Source organism: Rhodococcus sp. 27YEA6 (assembly GCF_044908235.1).
GTDB classification, from domain to species: Bacteria; Actinomycetota; Actinomycetes; order Mycobacteriales; family Mycobacteriaceae; genus Rhodococcus_F; species Rhodococcus_F qingshengii.
Genome location: NZ_JBIYCY010000001.1, coordinates 547,478 through 565,068, shown reverse-complemented (window position 1 = coordinate 565,068; position 17,591 = coordinate 547,478). Strand labels below are relative to the sequence as shown.

Genomic DNA, 17,591 nt, shown 5'->3' with positions numbered 1-17,591 from the left:
TCCGATACCGGGAGGATGGAAGCGCAGACCGCACCGCAAGAGGAGACCAGATGAGCAAGACCGCCGTCGTACCCGAAGCCGTACGGGAGATCGAGCGCAAGTACGAGGCGCCGGCCGAGCAGGAAGTTCCCGCCTTGGGCGGACTTCCCGGTGTTGTCGGCGAACCGGTCCACGACTCGATACAGCTCTCTGCCACCTACTTCGACACCGCGGACTACCGGTTGCTGGCCGAGAAGATCACGCTGCGCAAGCGTGAGGGTGGCGACGACGCGGGGTGGCACATGAAACTTCCCGCAGGCCAGGACACTCGAACCGAAATCCAACTTCCCCCGGACGAGAGCACCGATGTGCCCTCGCCGCTGTCGAGTCTGATCCGGGCGATCATTCGCGGTCACGATCTGGTGCCGGTCGCCCTGATCATCACCGATCGGGAGCGCACCAGGCTCAACGGCGAAAACGGTGTGCTGCTTGCCGAAGTGGTCTCCGACACCGTCATCGCCTGCAAGGCAGACGGTTCCGGAGAGTCGACGTGGCAGGAAGTCGAGGTCGAACAAGGCGCAGGCGGGCAAGAGCTGGCCGATGCAATCGAGTCGGTTCTACTGGACGCCGGGCTGGAGCGCTCTGCGAGTCCGTCCAAACTCAAACGAGCACTGGGCACGTCGGTCACACCGTACGCCGGTCACGAGGTCACCTCGGGCAAGGCGTCGAATCCGCGGATTCTGTTGCGTAATTACCTCATCGAACAATTGCGCGCACTGGTCGCCGCGGATCTCGGCACGCGTCGGGCCGACGACGAAGCCGTTCACGACTTCCGGGTTGCGGCACGTCGCATCCGCAGCGCTCTGCAGTCGTACGCCGGCCACTCCCCCAAGACCGACGATCTCATCACGGATCTGCGGTGGATCGGTGGAAAGTTCGGTGACGCCCGCGACGTCGAGGTCCAGTGGGAGCGTCTTGTGGAACGCCTCGGCGAAATCGACGAGATGCCCGAGCGAGAAGCTGTGCGAGCTCGAATCGACGAGTTCTTCTCTGCACGTGGTGAAACCGCCCAGGAAATAGCCCTCGAGGCGCTCGATTCCGAGCGATACACCACGCTGCTCGATCGCCTCGACGAGTACGTCGGCGACCTCGAATTCGACACCGCCACCCACCGCGTCGGAAAGAAGGCATCGGCACGAGAGTTGGCCCATACCCTGCGGCACCTGGCACACAAGGTCGGTAAGCGGGTCGATCACGTCTTCGATGCCGATAGCCGCACCGAGCGTGACGAGCGAATGCACCGCGCCCGCAAGGGAGCCAAGCGGATGAAGTACGCGATCGAGGTCATGGAACCCGTGTCGAAGAGCCGAGCGAAGCGTGCACTGAAGCATTTCAGCCACTTCCAGGATGTTCTCGGCGAGCACCAGGATTCCGTTGTCGCCCAACATCATCTACTTGCAATGGCAGCCGAGCAGGAGCATACCTCGCTCACCAGTTTCGGATTGGGCATGGCCTACCGACGAGAACTGGAAATAGCCGACGGGCAATCGACCCTGCTACGCAAGACGTGGAAGGAAGCCGTGAAGTCAGCATCGTCACTCTGGTGACGTCGCTGTAACCAGTCGACCGATCTCGATCATTTCAGAGGGAGTAGACATGAACACACTTGCAGGACACCAGGATGTCGTCGCCGGTATCGACGGATCCGAGGCCTCGACGGCGGCGGCCCGGTGGGCGGCCTCCGTCGCGAACGCGGTGAACTCACGACTGATTCTGGCGCACGCCCTGCCGCAAGAGGGCCCGATCTACAGTCCCGCTGCAGTGATGTTGCAGTCACAGTTCCTCAGCCAGATCCGCGAAGACGGCGAAGCGATCGTCGATGCCGCCGCCGCGGTGATTTCGGCCGAATTCCCCGAACTGACCATCGAATCCGAGATCGCGCCAGGGCCGGCGTCGACGCATATCCTCGAATCCTCGGGTACCGCACGCCTGATCGTGATGGGGTCGACCGGATCGGGTGCACTGCGCTCACGGCTGCTCGGATCGACCGCACTGAAGGTGGCCAATCATGCAACCTGTCCGGTCACCGTGTGGCGTGGTTCGGCGGAGAATCCCGGTCCGGATCAGCGTCCCGTCATCGTCGGAGTGGACGGAAGCGCGTTGAGCAAGAAGGCCGTCGAGTACGCGTTTCGTTATGCCGATCAGTTCGACGCGCCGCTCATCGCGGTCCACACCTGGCAGGGCTCGTCCACCTTCCGCGAAGGCGGAGCGGGAATCCTGATCGACTGGGAGGCTGTCGAGCAGGAGGAATCGGCGCTACTGGCGGAAAATCTAGCCGGTATGGCCGACCAGTACCCGGACGTGCCGGTCACCCGCATCAGTGAACCCGGTGCCGCTGCTCCCGTCATGCTCAAATATGCCGACGACGCACAGTTGATAGTTGTCGGAAGTCACGGCCGCAGTGCGATGGCCGGCGCCGTGATGGGCTCCACCAGCCAGAATCTGCTGCACCATGCGCCAGGGCCGGTCATGATCTGTCGCGCCTGAATTGCTGTGCGCCTTTATTAACCCCCCGCGGTTAATAAAGGCGCACAGCAGGGGTCAGGCGAGACCCGTGCCCACCAACTGACCTACTCCGTACGTCACGGCCATCGCCAGCGCGCCACCGATCACCACGCGTAGCACCGCTCTGGTCTTGCGAGCTCCGCCGAGCGTCGCGCTGATCGTCCCGGTCAGCGCAAGTGCGATCAGCACCGCGAAAAATGCGATAGGGACGCGGATGCCTGTCGGCGGCACCAGAATTGCGACCAACGGGATCGCCGCGCCGATCGTGAACGAGATTGCCGACGAAATCGCTGCATGCCAAGGATTGGTGAGATCGTCTGGATCGATGCCCAATTCGACTTCTACGTGCGCCGCGAAGGCGTCGTGCTCGGTTAATTCTTCGGCGACGCGGCGGGCCGTCTCCGGACTCAATCCCTTGTTCTCGTAGATCTCGGTCAGTTCCTGAAGTTCAGCCTCCGGGGTCTCGAGGAGTTCCTTCTTCTCCTTCTGCAGGAGTGCGCGTTCGGTGTCTCGCTGAGCGCTGACCGAGACGTACTCACCCAGCGCCATGGACACAGCGCCGGCAACCAGACCAGCAAAACCCGCTGTGAAGATTGCTGAGCGCTCGGTTGTGGCTGCCGCAACACCGACCACGAGGCCTGCGGTCGAGACGATTCCGTCGTTTGCACCCAGAACACCTGCACGCAGCCAGTTCAGGCGATTGTTCAAACTCGGTGCATGAGGTTCCGATTCCCCACCGGGCGCCCCGTCGGTCAACTGCACACTGTCTCCGGACATGGCAACAGATTAGGACGATCAGTCCGGTTGCGATAGCAATCTGAGCCTGTCCTTCGCGCACTGATATATTCCGATTGGCACCCCAACCAAGCATTTGTTAGGTTTGGAATCGGCAGACACCTGGAGGCATTGTGAGCGCAGTACGCACCGCTTTTGTCAGCGGCGGAACCGGTGGAATCGGGTCGGCGATCGCCCTGACCCTCGCCGAACGCGGACACGACGTCGCCTTCACCTACCGAAACAACAAGGGCGCTGCCGAGCAACTGAGCGAGCAGATTCGAGCGCATGGTGTGCGCGCCCACTCGTACTCGCTCGACTTGACCGACGAGTTGTCGATCAGCGCCGCCGTCAACGATGCGGTCAGTGATCTGGGCGCATTGACGACCCTCGTCCACGCTGCGGGACCGCACGTCCCGATGACGCACCTCTCACGTGTGACGCCGGCGTTCTTCACCGAACAACTCAACCAGGAGGCCGCGGCGTTCTTCACCCTCGTCCACACCGCCCTGCCTGCGCTGCGTGCATCCTCGGGTTCGGTGGTGGCGGTGACAACCGCGGCAACGGATCGCTTTCCCGTGCGCGACGGACTCTCCGCTGGCACCAAAGGGGCTGTCGAACAACTTGTTCGCGGATTCGCCGCAGAGGAAGGACGCTACGGCGTCCGGTTCAACGCTGTAGGACCAGGCATGTTGACGGACGGAATGGCGGAGCGCCTGATCAGCTCCGCCGAACTCGACCAAGGCGCGCTCGACGTGACGATGAGCCGAATCCCGTTGAAGCGCTTCGGATCAGCTGCCGACATCGCCGAAGCAGTATGTTTCCTCGCAAGCGACGCGGCCGGATTCATCAGCGGTCAGAAGCTCAACGTCGACGGTGGCTACACCGTCTGAGCGCTATCCGCCCAACTTGCGAAAGACCAGTCGCACGGCAAGTTCCAGGTGCGCCATCACCTCGTCCGTCGTCATCCGGCCCGCAACCCACGAGACGAGACTCGACATCCAGACGTCGTCGATCACCTTCACCGCGTCCAACTGCTGCTGCGAGACTTCCTCGACACCGATCGCCTTCGCGAACATCTCGGTCACGACCCCACCGAGCGCGTTGAGTTCCGGGGTCGCCGACGCGTCCGCGAACATGTACGCCCGAACCAACGCTTCGTAACGGAGGTGATCGGTCTCGAGGACCTCCGTATTCTTGCGCAGCACAAACAGAATCCGGTCCGACGGAGTCTCGCCCGGGATTACAAAGTCTTGGAATCTGTCACGCAAACCCTCGAACATCCACAACAATGCGACGACAAGCATGTGGTTCTTGGACGGGAAATACCGGTAAACAGTGCCGATCGCGACGCCGGCGCGATCGGCCACCGATCGCATCTGCACCGCGTCGTAGCCGCCTTCGGAGGCGGATTCCATTGCGGCGTCGACAATCCGGCGAAAACGCGCTCGCTGCGACGGCGTCGTACGACGTCCGGTCACCGAGCTACGTTCGACCACCGACTGGTCTGCCTTGTCGCCACCTGCCATGTCCACAACCCTTATTAGACGTCGTTTTGCCGACTCCCAATGTAGCCGCCCAACGCAATTGTCGGGTGCATGACTGCCCGCTTCCGAACTGCCCGCCAGTGGAACTGGCCCAGATCAGGAAGCGCGCCGCGGCCGATCGGATCGGCCGCGTCTACGTGGATCTTCCGACCAGTCGCGAGAGGGTGCGCGTCGGCCCGGAGCTGGAGCCCGGCGTCTGTCGGGTTGTGGTGCCCGTCGTTCCGGTCGGCGTTGCCCAGTTGGAGCAGGCTGGGCGCGGCGAGCTGGCGGCCTCCGTCGATCGGTCTGTGGCTTCTTGGCAATGCCGAACCGAGGCTTGCCGAAGACCAGAGGAATCCAGCCGCGACCGCTGCTCTCGGCCGAGGCGACAGCCTCGGGCTCACGGAAGGCTGCGTGCGCGATGAGCCCGAACATCAGCAGGGTGGTGATCATCGACGTTCCGCCCGCCGAGATGAGCGGTAGTTGCAGACCGGTCACCGGAATCAGGCCGACGACGTAGGCGATGTTGATGAACGCCTGCACGACGATCAACGTCGTTGCCGTCGCTGTCATGACTTTGAGGAACGGATCAGTGGACCGTTTCGCGATCCGCAGCCCGACGATCAGAACCGCGGCAAAGAGAGCGACGACGATCAGCGCGCCGACCAGACCCAACTCTTCACCGATCACGGCGAAAATGAAGTCGTTGTGCGCCTGCGGGAGATAGCTCCATTTGGCGTCGGACTGCCCCAGACCGCGACCGAAGATGCCGCCGTTAGCCAATGCGTACTTGGCCTGAGTGCTCTGGAAGTTCAAGCCTTGCGGGTCGAGATCAGGATTGAGGAAAGCCTTGATGCGATCCGAGCGGTAACCAGCAGTAAGCCCGAGCACGAGAAATGCGACTGCGGAACCGAGCGTGAGGCTGATGAACGTCTTCATCCGGAACAGCCCGAACCACAGCACCGACATGAAGATGATGCCGATGGTGATGGTGGTTCCGAGGTCCTTCTCCAACACCACCAGAACCAGAACCAGCAGCGTCGTACCGCCGATCACCGGCAGCGCGCGGTTGACGTCCATCCGCGCCTTCATGAACGACGCAACCGTCGCTGCGGACCAGATCGCCAGAGCAAGTTTGGCCAGCTCCGACGGCTGGAAGGAAATGCCCGCGATCACAAACCAGCTGCGAGCACCCATTTGTTCCGAGCCGATACCTGGAATCAGCACCAGGACAAGCAGAACAAGACACAGGATCAGCAGCCACGGGGACGCTCTACGCATCGTTTCGGTCGGCAACCGCACGACCCCCACGAACATCACCAAACCGATCGCTGCGAACATGCACTGCGGCCAGAAGCGGGCGTAGGACGTCCCGGACAGAACATAGGATTCGACGCCCGAAGACGACAGCACCATCAGCAGTCCGAACGCGACGATCAGCACGACCAGACCGACGATCATATGGAAATCGAACAGTGGCCGATTCGTCCACATCGCCGTTCGAGCGCGGAAGGGTGTCGATGTGCGGTCACGTTTGTCCGACGCTCCACGGGGTGAGTTAACTGGCTCTCCACTCCCGCGACCGTTGGGCTTGTCTTCACTGCGACCGGTCACCACACAAGTATCGTCCCACGACTCCTAACCCATGGGTAACACAAGTCCCATGAGTCACACGGGCTCGGCCTCCCGAGGTCCATGTAGACCCACGAAATACCAGGTCACGTCCTTCGCCGGCGTCGGTCTGCCACCGCTCCCGCCAACGAGAGCGTCAACATGACCACGCAGACGGCAAGCGCGATCCCGAACGCACGTCCGTATCCGTCGGGCGACGATCCGAGCACACCGAGATACAACCCCGATACCGCGGCCAGCGAGATGGTCGCTGACAGGCGCTGAGACAGTTGAAGGAAACCCGCCGCAACACCGTTCGCGCCCGGCGGTGCATATTCGAGAGTCAGCACCCGATTGGGCGCGTCGACCAAACCGCTGGCAACTCCCGACAACACCGCCAGGACCACCAGCACCGGGATCAGATGTTCCCGCGGAATCAGATTGACCGCTGCGATGTAGCCGAGGATGACAAGGATCTCGCCGACGATGGCAAAAACCACCGCACTTCGGCCGGACCTGGCAACCAGCCGCCATCCGAAAGCCGACGTCAATGCCATCGCGAGTGAGCTACCGGTCATGATCAACGCCGCACTCAGCGGGGCGAAGCCCAAACCCTCGATCAGATAGAGGCTGAGCACCGCGTTGACGGCGAGGATGGATCCGAACCAGAAGAGTGCAACCGTCGTACCCAACCGGAAGCCCCTCGAGGCGATCAACGACGGAAGCAGTACCGGCGTCCCGCCGCGCTCGGCGTACCGACGTTCCCAGAACCAGAAGGCAACGGCAGCGCCGAACGCACCGATCAGGAAAGCCGCAGCCACAGTGACACTGGTTCGGGTCACGATGGGCCACAACAGGAGCCCGGTCGTAGTCGCCAGCAGACACAGCCCAACCGGATCGATCGATGCGCCCGATCGGGTAGTTCGATCACGGCGCAGAAAGCGAAACGCCAGAATCAGTGTGATCAGAGCAAACGGCACGTTGAGAACGAGAAGCAACCGCCATCCGAAGTCGGCGTCGGAATACTTCAGCAGAACGCCACCGAGGATCGGTCCGGAAACGCCGGCCAGACCACCCGCGGTGCTGTACGCGCCTAACGCCTTCGCCCGAGCCTTTCCGGACACCCGGTCGGTGATGATGCCGAGCACCTGCGAACTGATGGTGCCTGCGCCGATCCCTTGCCCAAGACGAGCCAACACGATCATCGACGGATCCGACGCACATGCCCCGAGGATTCCCATCACAGCGAAAATGCTCAGCCCCGCCAAGAACAAGCGTCGACGCCCGACGACGTCACCGAGTCGGCCCGCCGGCACAAGGGCCAAGCCGAAAGTCAGCGAATAGCTCGCAAGGATCCACTGCACCTCGGAGGTCGACGCGCCCAGCGACGCCCGGATCGACGGAACCCCGATTCCGAGCACCGCCGAATCGAGAAGAGTGGTGAAGCCCGCGGCTACGCAGACGATGATCTCCCAGCGGACGGCCGAATCGAGCTTGGTGGATTCGGCCGCCGCTGTGACCGTGTGGGACAGGACCCGTTACCCCGCAGCTTCAGACGCGGCCCGACGCGTGAGCGGCGGTCGCAACCCCAAGTGCTCTCGCAGCGTCGACGTGGAGTACTCGGTGCGGTACGCCCCACGCTCCTGCAGTTCCGGGATCAACCAGTCCACGATCTCGTCGAGGCCGGTCGGCACCAGGTACGGCGAGATGTTGAAGCCGTCCGAAGCTCCGTTGCGCACCCAATGGACCAACTGATCTGCGACCTGCCCCGGAGTGCCCGCAAAACCCGAACGCTGCGAGGTCTCGATGGCGACCTGACGTAGGGACAGATTCTTTGCCTCGGCGAGAGCCCGCCATTCACGTGCGATCGCAATGGGGTCGTTGCCGTCTCGTGCGGAACCGCGCGTCTCGGACACCGGGCGGGCAACCGGATCTTCCTCCGGTAATGGACCGTCCGGGTCTCGGTCGGAAAGGTCCTTCCCCCACACCAATCCGACGAGGGACAGTGCGGTTTGGCCGGTGAACTGACCTTCGAGGACCCACCGCGCCTTCTCTTCGACCTCGGACTCGTTCTCCGCCAACACGATCTGCGTGCTGGGCAGGATCTTGACGTCGTCCTCCGGTCGCCCGACGCTACGCAACCGAGCCCGAATGTCGTCGGCGAAGTCGAGTGCGCCGTCGAAATGCGTCCCGTGTCGCGAGAAGATGACGTCGGCGTGCGTCGCCGCGAAATCGCGTCCACTCGGGGAATCACCCGCTTGGAAGATGACCGGATGCCCCTGGCGGCTTCGGGGAAGCGTCGGCGTCACGGAGATGTCGAACTGTGAAGTCTGCCTGCGCACGTCGCCGACGGCACCCGGAGTAGACCAGTTCTCGGACGTGCGAGAATCCGAGATCGCGTCGTCGGCCCACGAATCCCACAGTGCCCGCGCGGTTTCGATGAACTGCCCGGCACGCTCGTAGCGCAGGGAGTGGTCGAGGAAACCACCGCGACGGAAGTTCTCTCCCGTCCACGCGTTGTCGGTGGTCACCGCATTCCAGCCGGCCCGTCCGTCGGAAAGTAGGTCGAGGCCGGAGAGTCGACGCGCAAGGTCGGCCGGTTCGTTGTACGTGGTGTTCTGTGTCGCGACCAACCCGATCTTGTCGGTGATACCGGCGAGGGCGGCCAACTGCGCAATGGCGTCGGGGCGGCCGGCGATATCCAGATCGAGAATCTTGCCGTTCTGCTCGCGAAGCCGCAGGCCTTCACCGAGGAAGAAGGCGTCGAACAGACCTCGCTCGGCGGTGAGTACCAACCGCCTAAACGTCTCGAAGTCGATCTGGGATCCGCTCGCGGAATCGGACCAGATGGTGGTGTGGTTGACCCCCTGGAAGAAGACACCGAAGTGAACGTGAGCGTCGGGTCGAGGTACGGCGGAGCGTGATGCAGTCATAGCCGAAATGTCCTTAGCGCGAAGTCAAGTCAGGAGGAGTGGACGAATCGATTTGCGGGCCGCTGCAGGCCGAGGTTGCCCCTCAGAGTCGATCCCGGAACCGGGCGTCGCGTCAACCCGGCCTTGGACAGCGTCGGAAGCACGAATTTGGCCAGCACCGGAAGGTCCTCGTCGATCACGAGAGCATGGAAATGAACACCGTCGAGGTGTCCGGCCAATTCCTTCAGAACCACGGCCGCTTCCCCCGGATCTGCAGCCAGGAGCAGTCGGCCGGTGACGACGGCATTCCCGTACGAGTTCAGCTCGGTCCTCCGCTGCGCCGCAGACAGATTCGGCGTATCGAATGCCACATCGAGCTCGGCGACCACCAATGACGCGCCCTCATCGCGCGCCTTGGCAGCCGACTGTGCAATGGTCTCCACCGAATCACCGGAAACGAGAACAACATCCGGCTGGCGTGGATCGATTTCGCCGTAGCGGCCGAACACCACCAACTGGCCTTGAGGCGGCCGCGGAACGATTGCGGGCCCCTTCACCGAGAACGTGTCGCCCTCGAAATTGACGTAATGCAGACGATCACGCTCGAGGAAACGCCCACTGAGATAGTCACGAACGACGGCGTCGTCCTCCCACGAGTCCCAGAGATCGGTCACAACGGTGACCGAATCCCGCTGCTCTTGCTGACGCGCCGACTCCGTTGTTACCGGAGCCCTCCCCCACGCCCTCGCCGCGGCATCGTCTTCGACCGGAACAGCAAGCCAGCCGCCACGCCCACGCGAGGAGTAGTCCAACGTCGCCAATTGCGAGGACGTATGAAACGGTTCGGCGTACGTGGTCCCGACGACGGGGACCAGCCCGATCGTGCTGGTTGTCGCCGCCACGTACGACGCCCTCGAGACGGCATCGATGCGGCCGACGACGTCACCACTCGGGGGGAGGATGGAATCGTCGAACGTCGCGAACGTGAAGCCGGCATTCTCGGCAGCCGCGACGCGATCGCGCACGGCTTTGCCCGTGAGCAGCTGGTCCGGGCGGTGTGAGCTTCGGCGCCAGGCAGCGGGGTGAGTGCCCTCGCCGTCCAGTTCGATACCCACGGCAAATACAGTCATGTGTCCTCCATCGGTCCTGGCGGTAGCACCCACACTGCGGTTAGGTAGCGGGTTGCTGCGGCATCATCGAGCCAGGTCTCTCAGCCACTCTGGATGGTGGATGCAATCTATGCGGGCCACGCTGGGCAAGTCAAATCGCGCTTGTCGAATCATATTGACCTACAACATATTTCAATACAATCATCCTGATCGAAAGGGTTGCGCAACGCTAGCCGACGTAGACACGAAAGAGCCCCGCCCGACTCGCGTCGGACGGAGCTCTCGGTGTGCGCTGGAACGCTACTTCGCGCCCATCCATGCCTGATCGAACAGCATGATGCCGGTTGCAGTCGGAACCACACCGTGCACGTTCTTCTGCCAAGCCCAGAACGACGTGAGCCCGCCGATCGGCGCCGACGGAACCGTCTCGTTCCACAGCGTCTGAATTTTGCCGATGATCGCAAGAGTCGACGAATTGTCCTTGGCCTGTTGTAGATCTGCGATCAGCTGATCCATCGCCGGGTTCGCATATCCAGCAGTATTCGCCATCGAGGTGCTGTTGGTCGTGGAGAACAATCCGAGATCGAGAATCGACTCGTACATTCCGATGCCCGCGTGCGCGAGGTCGAAATCGTGCTTGACGTAGACGTTCTGCACGATGTCGCCGGCGTTGTTGGCCAAGATCAAGTTCACCTCGAACCCGACGGCCTGCAACAGTGACTGCACGGCGAGGCCGATCGAGTGGTCCTTCGGCTCACTGAGAACGACGTAGTCGAGGCTGCCGTCGTACCCGTCTGCCTTCGCCTGATTCAGAAGTTCCTTCGACTTTTCGGGGTCGTAGGCAATACCCGGTGTGTCTACATGCCATTGAGACGTCGGACCGAACAACTCCGAGCCCGGCAGTCCCTCACCGTTTTCCACTCGCTGATCGATCAACGTGGTGTCGAGCGCGTAGCCGATAGCCTGACGGACGCGAACATCCGAGCCCGGTCGGCCCTCACGGTTGTTGACAATCTCGGCACTACCGGCATTGAGCACGTCGATGTAGCCGGGGTAGCCAGCGGACTTGGCGGAATTGATCGCCGACGTGAGGCCGCGAATGTAGGCGACATCGAGCTGACCGCTGTTCAATGATTCGAGATTGGCCTGCGGACCGTTGAGCGCAACCATCCGCAACTTGTCCAGCTTGGGGGCGCCGCCGTAGTAGGACGGGTTGGCCTTGAAGATTCGCTCGACGCTCGGTGTGAAGACATCTTCGGTGAAGGGTCCGGCTCCGACGGCGGTGAACTTGTCGCCCTGCTGCGAACTCGGGGCGACGATCATCCCGTGCCCGAGAGCGAGCATCGACGGAAAACGCATCCACGGCGTCTTCAGCTTGAATTCCACTGTCGTCGGACCGCTTGCCTGCGCCGATTCCACCGAAGCCAGCCACAGTTCGGCGCCATTGCCCTTGCCCGCGTTGTACCGATCGATGCTCGCGATCACGGCGTTGGCGTCGAGGGTGGTGCCGTCACTGAACTTCACACCGTCGCGAAGTTTCAGCGTCCAGGTGGCTCCGTCGTCAGCTGTCTCGAGCGATTCAGCCAACTTGGGCTCGAACTCGCCGCTCGCAGTGTCGTAACTCATCAGGACGTCGTACACAGCAGCGAAGGCCTCACCGCCGGAACCGCCGCGCGCGGCCGTCTTCGTCGGGTCGAGTGAGGGAACGAGCACCTGTACGCCGTACGTCATGGTCCCGCCGGCCACCGCAGTTCCCGGATCGGGCTGCTCGTTGACCATGCCGGTCACGACGTCCGCCGACGCGGTCGTCGTATCGGTCCCGCTGTCGTCACCGTTGCTCGCGCAGCCCACCAACAGAACCCCGGTGCCGAACAATGCGACGGCGACCCGGCTGACTTTCCCGATGCGCCAAGATCTCGAGTGCGACACGGAGATTCCACCTCACTTTCAGTAGACGCAGCCACGGATCGGCCGCAATCGGCTAATAGTGATGTCCTCTGTGGAGTGACGCCCAGCACGTTCCCGGTGACCGGAAACATTCACGGAGACAAAGGATGCGCATAACTGAGATGATCGGGCCGAGTGGTTGACGGCGACTGACATCCGAATACGAAAAAGCTCCAACCTTATGTTCGAAGAACATGAGATTGAAGCTTGTCGATAAGAATTATGGTGGCCAGGGCCGGGATCGAACCGGCGACCTTCCGCTTTTCAGGCGGACGCTCGTACCAACTGAGCTACCTGGCCGGACGGCACCCGAACCGAATGCCTATCGCATTGCTTTGTTCTCAACCGATTGATTGAGAACAAAGCTTTGCGACCCTGACGGGACTCGAACCCGCGACCTCCGCCGTGACAGGGCGGCGCGCTAACCAACTGCGCCACAGGGCCTTGCTTTTTCCTTGCTGTGAAACCGTACTACATCTTCGAGCCGCTCCCAAACCACTGTCCTGGCCTGGCATTTGTGCATCTCAAAGCGTGTCGTGCGGGTCAAACCATACTGCATCGTTTCGCTTTCGCAAAACGTACCCCCTACGGGATTCGAACCCGCGCTACCGCCTTGAAAGGGCGGCGTCCTAGGCCGCTAGACGAAGGGGGCCCGCCGGATCTCTCCGAACTAGTACCCCAACGGCGTTCCGTTGGGAGCTTGGATAGCTTATGGCACGGCATTCGGAAATCACAAATCGCCTGTTCACGGGCAGAAAAGTGCACTATTCAGTGTCAGGGAACTCGACTTGGGGCCACCCGTCACGATGGAACGTCTCCAACCACTGCGGCGTAGCCATGGCTTCGAGGACTACTTCGAGAGACTCCTCGAACCACTCGCCCAGATCTCCACTGGAGGCAATCAGGTCTGCCATGTACCGCTGGCCGGCAAGGCTCGCTGCCAGTACACGCGTGAATTTGTCCGGGTCGGCGTCTTCTCGGAGCAAACCGTCGTCCTTGGCACGCAATGCCAACTCATAGGCGGTCTTTCCCCAGACCTGCCCACCACCGGACTGCACATCCTTGTAGAACTCGGGCTCGATGATCAGCCGGAATTCCGCCTGCACGATTACCTCGGCACGGAAGACCTCGGCAATGTCGAGCACGAGACCGTGCAAAGCGACGAATGGATCGAGGTCTGTTCTCTTGGCCCAACGATCAGTAATTCCAGTGAAGGTTTCGATAGCCGAGGTCAGAACCGCTCGCGCCAACTCTTCCTTGGACTGGAAATGGAAATACATGGCGCCTTTGGTGGCGCGGGAGCCCTCGAGGATCGTGTTCACCGACGCAGCTGCATAGCCGCGCTTGGCGAATTCGACTGCAGCCGCTTCGACCAGGGCGGCGCGGGTACGCCGCGCACGCTCTTGTTGACGTGCCATTTACGGTGTTGTGCCTCTCGCAGAGTTGGTACGCAGAGCCGCCGTGATCGGCGCCTGTCATCCCCCGAAACTTCACAATATCCCCTCCAACACACCCTACGTAAGGACTAGAGCCATACCCGCCAAAAGTACTAGACGCAATCGGCTGTTCAGGGGACAAGAACCGACTTTATGCCCAAAAGACACCAAGTGGTATGGTTTTGGCCGCTCGGGTGCGCCGCAGGGGGTGCGCATCCGAGCTTTTTCGTGCCCGAGATTCTGATAATTCGACCTCGCAGACGGAACTGCTTCGCCGACCGATGGACAGCAGTCCCAAGGTTTTAAACAACTAGTGCAATTGTTTATTCCCCCTTTTCCGTCGAAACCGTACTGGCAGCATCGAAACAACACAGTTAGACTGTCTAAATGAACGTTGGAGAGGGTCGCAGCAAGGCTCGAGACGAGATCGACGTACTTTGGGACGATCTGGGTGCCTTCGTCCGACGTCTACGCACCAAACGCAACGACCACAAGCTCACGCCGAGCCAGATCCAGGCCCTCGGCCACCTCGACCGACAAGGTCCGTCGACCGCCAAAGAGTTGGCAAAATTCGAGCGCGTCACACCGCAATCAATCGCAAAGACCGTGGCGGCGCTCGAAGAACAGGGCATGGTGACGCGAAGGGCGGATCCATCGGACGGCCGCGCGGTCTTGGTCACGATGACCGAACTCGGCACATCGACCCTTCACGAAGACCGAACGAAACGAACAGAGTGGCTGGCTGAGGTCATCGACGCCGAGTGCACCGAAGCCGAGCGTGACTTGCTTCTGATCGCCGGCCGAATCCTGCGCAGACTAGGCCAGGGCGAGTCCCCAGCATCGACATCGATATCAGAGGAGTCACTGATGAACTCGTGACCACCGTCGTCGAAACGCCGACCCCCCAAACTCCCGTTCCACTGAAACTGAGTCTTGCTCTCGGCTCCGGAACCGTTCTTCAAGCGCTGAACTCGTCGATGATTGCCGTGGCAATCGTCCCGATCGCCACATACTTCGGTTCCAGTTCAGGCACAGCGTGGGTCATCTCGGCCCTCTACATCGCGACTGCGGTCACGGCGCCGGCGGCTGGTCGACTCGGATCGATCCTCGGCGCCAAACGCGTCTACCTCGCCGGATTGGGCCTGATCGCTGCCGGATCGATCCTCGGCTCGCTCGCCCCGTCGCTGGGCTGGCTGATCGCCGCACGAATCCTGCTCGGAATCGGCACGGCGACACAGTATCCGAACGCAATGACCGTCATCCGCGAATACGCTGACCGCCACCGGACTCAAACCCGTTCAGCTATAGCAACACTCACCATTTGCGCTCAATCGGTCGTCGCGCTGGGGCCCACTCTCGGCGGGTTGTTGGTCGGCACACTCGGTTGGCAATCGATCATGTGGGTGAACCTCCCACTTGTCGTCGTCACTGCCGTATGGGTCTTCTTCGCCGCCCCGAGCGACTCCGCCCTGCCCGACCGGGCCGGCGCCGCTGCGTTGTTCAAATCTCTCGACCCACTCGGCATCACCCTGTTTCTCGCTCTGACGACATCGACGATGCTCTTTCTCCTCTCTCTCGCCGAGCACGCGAAGTGGTACCTCGTCCCGTCGACGGCCCTCTTCGCGTTCCTGTTCGTCTGGTGGGAACGTCGAACGGCCTCGGCGTTCATCGACGTCCGTGCCGTCGCTCGAAACCGCGCACTGAGCATGACTCTCGGCCGGACGCTTCTGACGTACACGGCGTTCTACTGCATCTTCTTCGGGCTCCCCCAGTGGCTGCAGGTAGCCCGCGGAATGTCACCGATCAGCGCCGGACTCTTCATGCTGCCTGTCGCTGCGGTCGGGATCTTCGCGACCATGTCCGCGTCCAGGGTGTACGGGAAATTCGGCGCACGGATCACCCTCCTGATCGGCACCGCCGCGTTGGCTGTCGGCGGGATTCTGATTGCCTTTGTCGAATCGAGTTCGACTCCCCTAGTGGCACTCCTGCTGATAGCGGCGATCCTGGGCATCCCCAACGGCTTCAACAACATGGGAAACCAGAACCTGATCAACTCGGTGACCACCTCCGCCGACGTCGGAACTGCGATCGGTCTGTACCGAACAATCCAGTACATCGGCGCCAACCTTGCGGCCGTCGTCATCGAGCTGACCATGCGCGGAACCATCGACGACGCGGGTCTGCATCGCACGGGCGGGACCATCGCCGTCATCGGAATCGCCCTTCTGGTGGGGGTGGTGTTTTCACGGACTCTGCGGTCCCGTTAGACTCTGCGCCGCGCCCCTATAGCTCAGTTGGTAGAGCTACGGACTTTTAATCCGCAGGTCGTAGGTTCGAGTCCTACTGGGGGCACAAACACAGACCCGGCGCCTCATTCAGAGGCGCCGGGTCTTGTGCATTCGTGCCACATCGATTCGTGCCACATGAATGCAACAGCAGGTCATCGAAGCAGGAACTCGAGGGTCACGCGCTCGAATGCCTCCTTGGCTTCGATCATCACCCAGTGCCCGCAGTTCGGAAATACATGCAGTTCGGCGTTCGGAATCAGTCGCATCGGAATCATCGGCATGTCCGGTGGACACTGCCGATCATCGAGCCCCCATGTCAGCAAGGTCGGGCATTGCACCTTGTGCATCATCGACCAGTACGGCGGCACATCCGAGTTGGACATCATCTGCTGCTGAGCGGCAAAGGCTTTGGATCCGTACATCGCGGTCAATGCCTGGTGCGAGGCCGGATCGTTGGCCGTTTGCCATCGTTCCTCGATCCGCTCCTCGGTGATCACGGATCTGTCGTAAACCATGCACTCGAGCCAGCGAACCAACTTCTCACGGCTGGGAGCGTCGGCGAATTCCTGGAGGAGACGCGTACCTTCGCTCGGGTTCTGACTGAAGATGTTCGGGCCCACGCCTCCGATGGTGACCAATCTGCGGACGCGGTCAGGGAACCTCATCGCGACGTTGACCCCGACAACTCCGCCCATCGAATTGCCGATCATCGCAGCGGATTCGATTCCCAGCGCATCCATGAATCGAACCACCGCCGAGGTTGCCGTGAGAACTGGATGACCGTCGACGGCATCGCTCACGCCGAACCCCGGGAACTCCAGGAGGTAGCAGTGGAAGTGCTTTGCGAACACCTCGAGGTTCCCCCGGTAATTCCGCCATCCACTCACGCCGATCCCGGAGCCGTGCAACAGGATCAACGGCGGACCATCGCCCGCCTCGTGATAGCGCAAAGTCCCCCTGTCGGTAGCGACTTCGCGTTTGGTCCCTTCGTAAGTCACGTCCATACCGCAAGATTAGAACGTGTTACAGATTTGCGACGGCTGATTGCGGAACTTCGCAATCACTGTCAGAAGCATCCCCCGCTGCCTCGACGCCCACTGCGATTCGTGGACTTCTGCTCGCTCGGTTTCGACTTCCCCGTCCCGGCCTTCACACACCGGTTGGGGCGCCGCACCTGCTCGAAGTGCCCGGCGCTCACCACATGACCGGCCACGCTGACCTTGACCGGCGCGTCCGCGCGGGCGGTTCCGACTTGCGCCGATCCCAACGTCACGGCGCAAGCAGCCACAACGACCAGCGCTACCTTCTTCGAGATCTTCATATGCACGGCCACTTCGACACGGGTCCACTCCAGATGCTGAACAGGTGCGCGCACCGAAGGAACACGCTCGGCGTCGACGATATTCAGTCAGGGTGGCCGGCCGCGATCCTTTTGCTCACCAGC

General features: G+C 61.8%; 15 protein-coding genes, 4 tRNA genes and 1 riboswitch. Of the genes, 6 read left to right on the top strand and 13 right to left on the bottom strand.

What is annotated here, in order from left to right; all coding sequences use genetic code 11:
• Positions 1–50 precede the first annotated feature (50 nt).
• Complete coding sequence (locus ABH939_RS02840) at positions 51–1,586, top strand: CYTH and CHAD domain-containing protein (RefSeq protein ID WP_404649295.1); 1,536 nt, start codon at positions 51–53, stop codon at positions 1,584–1,586.
• A gap of 49 nt (positions 1,587–1,635) precedes the next feature.
• Positions 1,636–2,526, top strand: coding sequence for a universal stress protein (locus tag ABH939_RS02835; RefSeq protein WP_063315860.1), 891 nt, complete (start codon positions 1,636–1,638; stop codon positions 2,524–2,526).
• Between the two features lie 54 nt (positions 2,527–2,580).
• Here ABH939_RS02835 and ABH939_RS02830 read toward each other — a convergent pair whose 3' ends face one another.
• Complete coding sequence (locus ABH939_RS02830) at positions 2,581–3,321, bottom strand: VIT family protein (protein WP_007733901.1); 741 nt, start codon at positions 3,319–3,321, stop codon at positions 2,581–2,583.
• Between the two features lie 131 nt (positions 3,322–3,452).
• On the opposite strand from ABH939_RS02830, the gene ABH939_RS02825 reads away from it, so the two are divergent.
• Positions 3,453–4,211: an SDR family NAD(P)-dependent oxidoreductase gene (locus ABH939_RS02825; protein WP_042451355.1), complete on the top strand. Its 759-nt coding sequence runs from the start codon at positions 3,453–3,455 to the stop codon at positions 4,209–4,211.
• 3 nt (positions 4,212–4,214) lie between these two features.
• Here ABH939_RS02825 and ABH939_RS02820 read toward each other — a convergent pair whose 3' ends face one another.
• The 10 genes from ABH939_RS02820 to ABH939_RS02775 all read right to left on the bottom strand — a co-directional run bounded on the left by ABH939_RS02820 (position 4,215) and on the right by ABH939_RS02775 (position 13,841).
• Complete coding sequence (locus ABH939_RS02820; protein WP_007733896.1) at positions 4,215–4,847, bottom strand: TetR family transcriptional regulator; 633 nt, start codon at positions 4,845–4,847, stop codon at positions 4,215–4,217.
• Positions 4,848–4,961: 114 nt separating this feature from the next.
• Positions 4,962–6,305, bottom strand: coding sequence for a putative lipid II flippase FtsW (gene ftsW / locus ABH939_RS02815; protein ID WP_230793100.1), 1,344 nt, complete (start codon positions 6,303–6,305; stop codon positions 4,962–4,964).
• 257 nt (positions 6,306–6,562) lie between these two features.
• The gene (locus tag ABH939_RS02810; RefSeq protein WP_404649472.1) at positions 6,563–7,924 is read right to left on the bottom strand and encodes an MFS transporter; all 1,362 of its coding nucleotides are present in this window, start codon (positions 7,922–7,924) and stop codon (positions 6,563–6,565) included.
• Between the two features lie 69 nt (positions 7,925–7,993).
• Entirely contained in the window at positions 7,994–9,388 is a 1,395-nt protein-coding gene (locus ABH939_RS02805; protein ID WP_064443807.1) for an NtaA/DmoA family FMN-dependent monooxygenase, read from the bottom strand.
• Between the two features lie 29 nt (positions 9,389–9,417).
• A complete protein-coding gene (locus ABH939_RS02800; protein WP_404649293.1) occupies positions 9,418–10,497 on the bottom strand; it encodes an LLM class flavin-dependent oxidoreductase in 1,080 nt (359 codons plus the stop codon).
• Between the two features lie 4 nt (positions 10,498–10,501).
• Positions 10,502–10,597, bottom strand: a riboswitch (SAM riboswitch).
• A gap of 179 nt (positions 10,598–10,776) precedes the next feature.
• Complete coding sequence (locus ABH939_RS02795; RefSeq protein ID WP_404649291.1) at positions 10,777–12,405, bottom strand: ABC transporter substrate-binding protein; 1,629 nt, start codon at positions 12,403–12,405, stop codon at positions 10,777–10,779.
• Positions 12,406–12,646: 241 nt separating this feature from the next.
• Positions 12,647–12,723, bottom strand: a tRNA-Phe gene (locus ABH939_RS02790).
• 70 nt (positions 12,724–12,793) lie between these two features.
• Positions 12,794–12,867, bottom strand: a tRNA-Asp gene (locus ABH939_RS02785).
• A 135-nt stretch (positions 12,868–13,002) separates the two neighbouring features.
• A tRNA-Glu gene (locus ABH939_RS02780) sits at positions 13,003–13,075 on the bottom strand.
• Positions 13,076–13,187: 112 nt separating this feature from the next.
• Positions 13,188–13,841: a TetR/AcrR family transcriptional regulator gene (locus ABH939_RS02775; protein WP_003940323.1), complete on the bottom strand. Its 654-nt coding sequence runs from the start codon at positions 13,839–13,841 to the stop codon at positions 13,188–13,190.
• Positions 13,842–14,246: 405 nt separating this feature from the next.
• Between ABH939_RS02775 and ABH939_RS02770 the strand changes: the two genes are divergently transcribed.
• The 3 genes from ABH939_RS02770 to ABH939_RS02760 all read left to right on the top strand — a co-directional run bounded on the left by ABH939_RS02770 (position 14,247) and on the right by ABH939_RS02760 (position 16,211).
• Positions 14,247–14,738, top strand: coding sequence for a MarR family winged helix-turn-helix transcriptional regulator (locus ABH939_RS02770; RefSeq protein ID WP_007733882.1), 492 nt, complete (start codon positions 14,247–14,249; stop codon positions 14,736–14,738).
• A complete protein-coding gene (locus tag ABH939_RS02765; protein ID WP_042922262.1) occupies positions 14,735–16,126 on the top strand; it encodes an MFS transporter in 1,392 nt (463 codons plus the stop codon). The genes ABH939_RS02770 and ABH939_RS02765 overlap by 4 nt, the downstream gene beginning before the upstream one ends.
• Before the next feature lie 12 nt (positions 16,127–16,138).
• Positions 16,139–16,211: transfer RNA gene (locus tag ABH939_RS02760), tRNA-Lys, on the top strand.
• Positions 16,212–16,299: 88 nt separating this feature from the next.
• Here the strand turns inward: ABH939_RS02760 and ABH939_RS02755 are convergent.
• Together ABH939_RS02755 and ABH939_RS02750 are read right to left on the bottom strand one after the other, a co-directional pair.
• A complete protein-coding gene (locus tag ABH939_RS02755; RefSeq protein ID WP_030535259.1) occupies positions 16,300–17,151 on the bottom strand; it encodes an alpha/beta fold hydrolase in 852 nt (283 codons plus the stop codon).
• Between the two features lie 62 nt (positions 17,152–17,213).
• On the bottom strand, positions 17,214–17,522 hold the full coding sequence (locus ABH939_RS02750) for a hypothetical protein (RefSeq protein ID WP_143173070.1): 309 nt from the start codon (positions 17,520–17,522) through the stop codon (positions 17,214–17,216).
• Positions 17,523–17,591 lie beyond the last annotated feature (69 nt).

Bases quoted from the DNA above. Each gene is read 5' to 3' on its own strand.
- ftsW (WP_230793100.1), bottom strand. From the start codon at position 6,305: ATGATCGTCGGTCTGGTCGTGCTGATCGTCGCGTTCGGACTGCTGATG.
- ABH939_RS02840 (WP_404649295.1), top strand. From the start codon at position 51: ATGAGCAAGACCGCCGTCGTACCCGAAGCCGTACGGGAGATCGAGCGC.
- ABH939_RS02805 (WP_064443807.1), bottom strand. From the start codon at position 9,388: ATGACTGCATCACGCTCCGCCGTACCTCGACCCGACGCTCACGTTCAC.
- ABH939_RS02755 (WP_030535259.1), bottom strand. From the start codon at position 17,151: ATGGACGTGACTTACGAAGGGACCAAACGCGAAGTCGCTACCGACAGG.
- ABH939_RS02770 (WP_007733882.1), top strand. From the start codon at position 14,247: ATGAACGTTGGAGAGGGTCGCAGCAAGGCTCGAGACGAGATCGACGTA.
- ABH939_RS02775 (WP_003940323.1), bottom strand. From the start codon at position 13,841: ATGGCACGTCAACAAGAGCGTGCGCGGCGTACCCGCGCCGCCCTGGTC.
- ABH939_RS02835 (WP_063315860.1), top strand. From the start codon at position 1,636: ATGAACACACTTGCAGGACACCAGGATGTCGTCGCCGGTATCGACGGA.
- ABH939_RS02800 (WP_404649293.1), bottom strand. From the start codon at position 10,497: ATGACTGTATTTGCCGTGGGTATCGAACTGGACGGCGAGGGCACTCAC.
- ABH939_RS02820 (WP_007733896.1), bottom strand. From the start codon at position 4,847: ATGGCAGGTGGCGACAAGGCAGACCAGTCGGTGGTCGAACGTAGCTCG.
- ABH939_RS02830 (WP_007733901.1), bottom strand. From the start codon at position 3,321: ATGTCCGGAGACAGTGTGCAGTTGACCGACGGGGCGCCCGGTGGGGAA.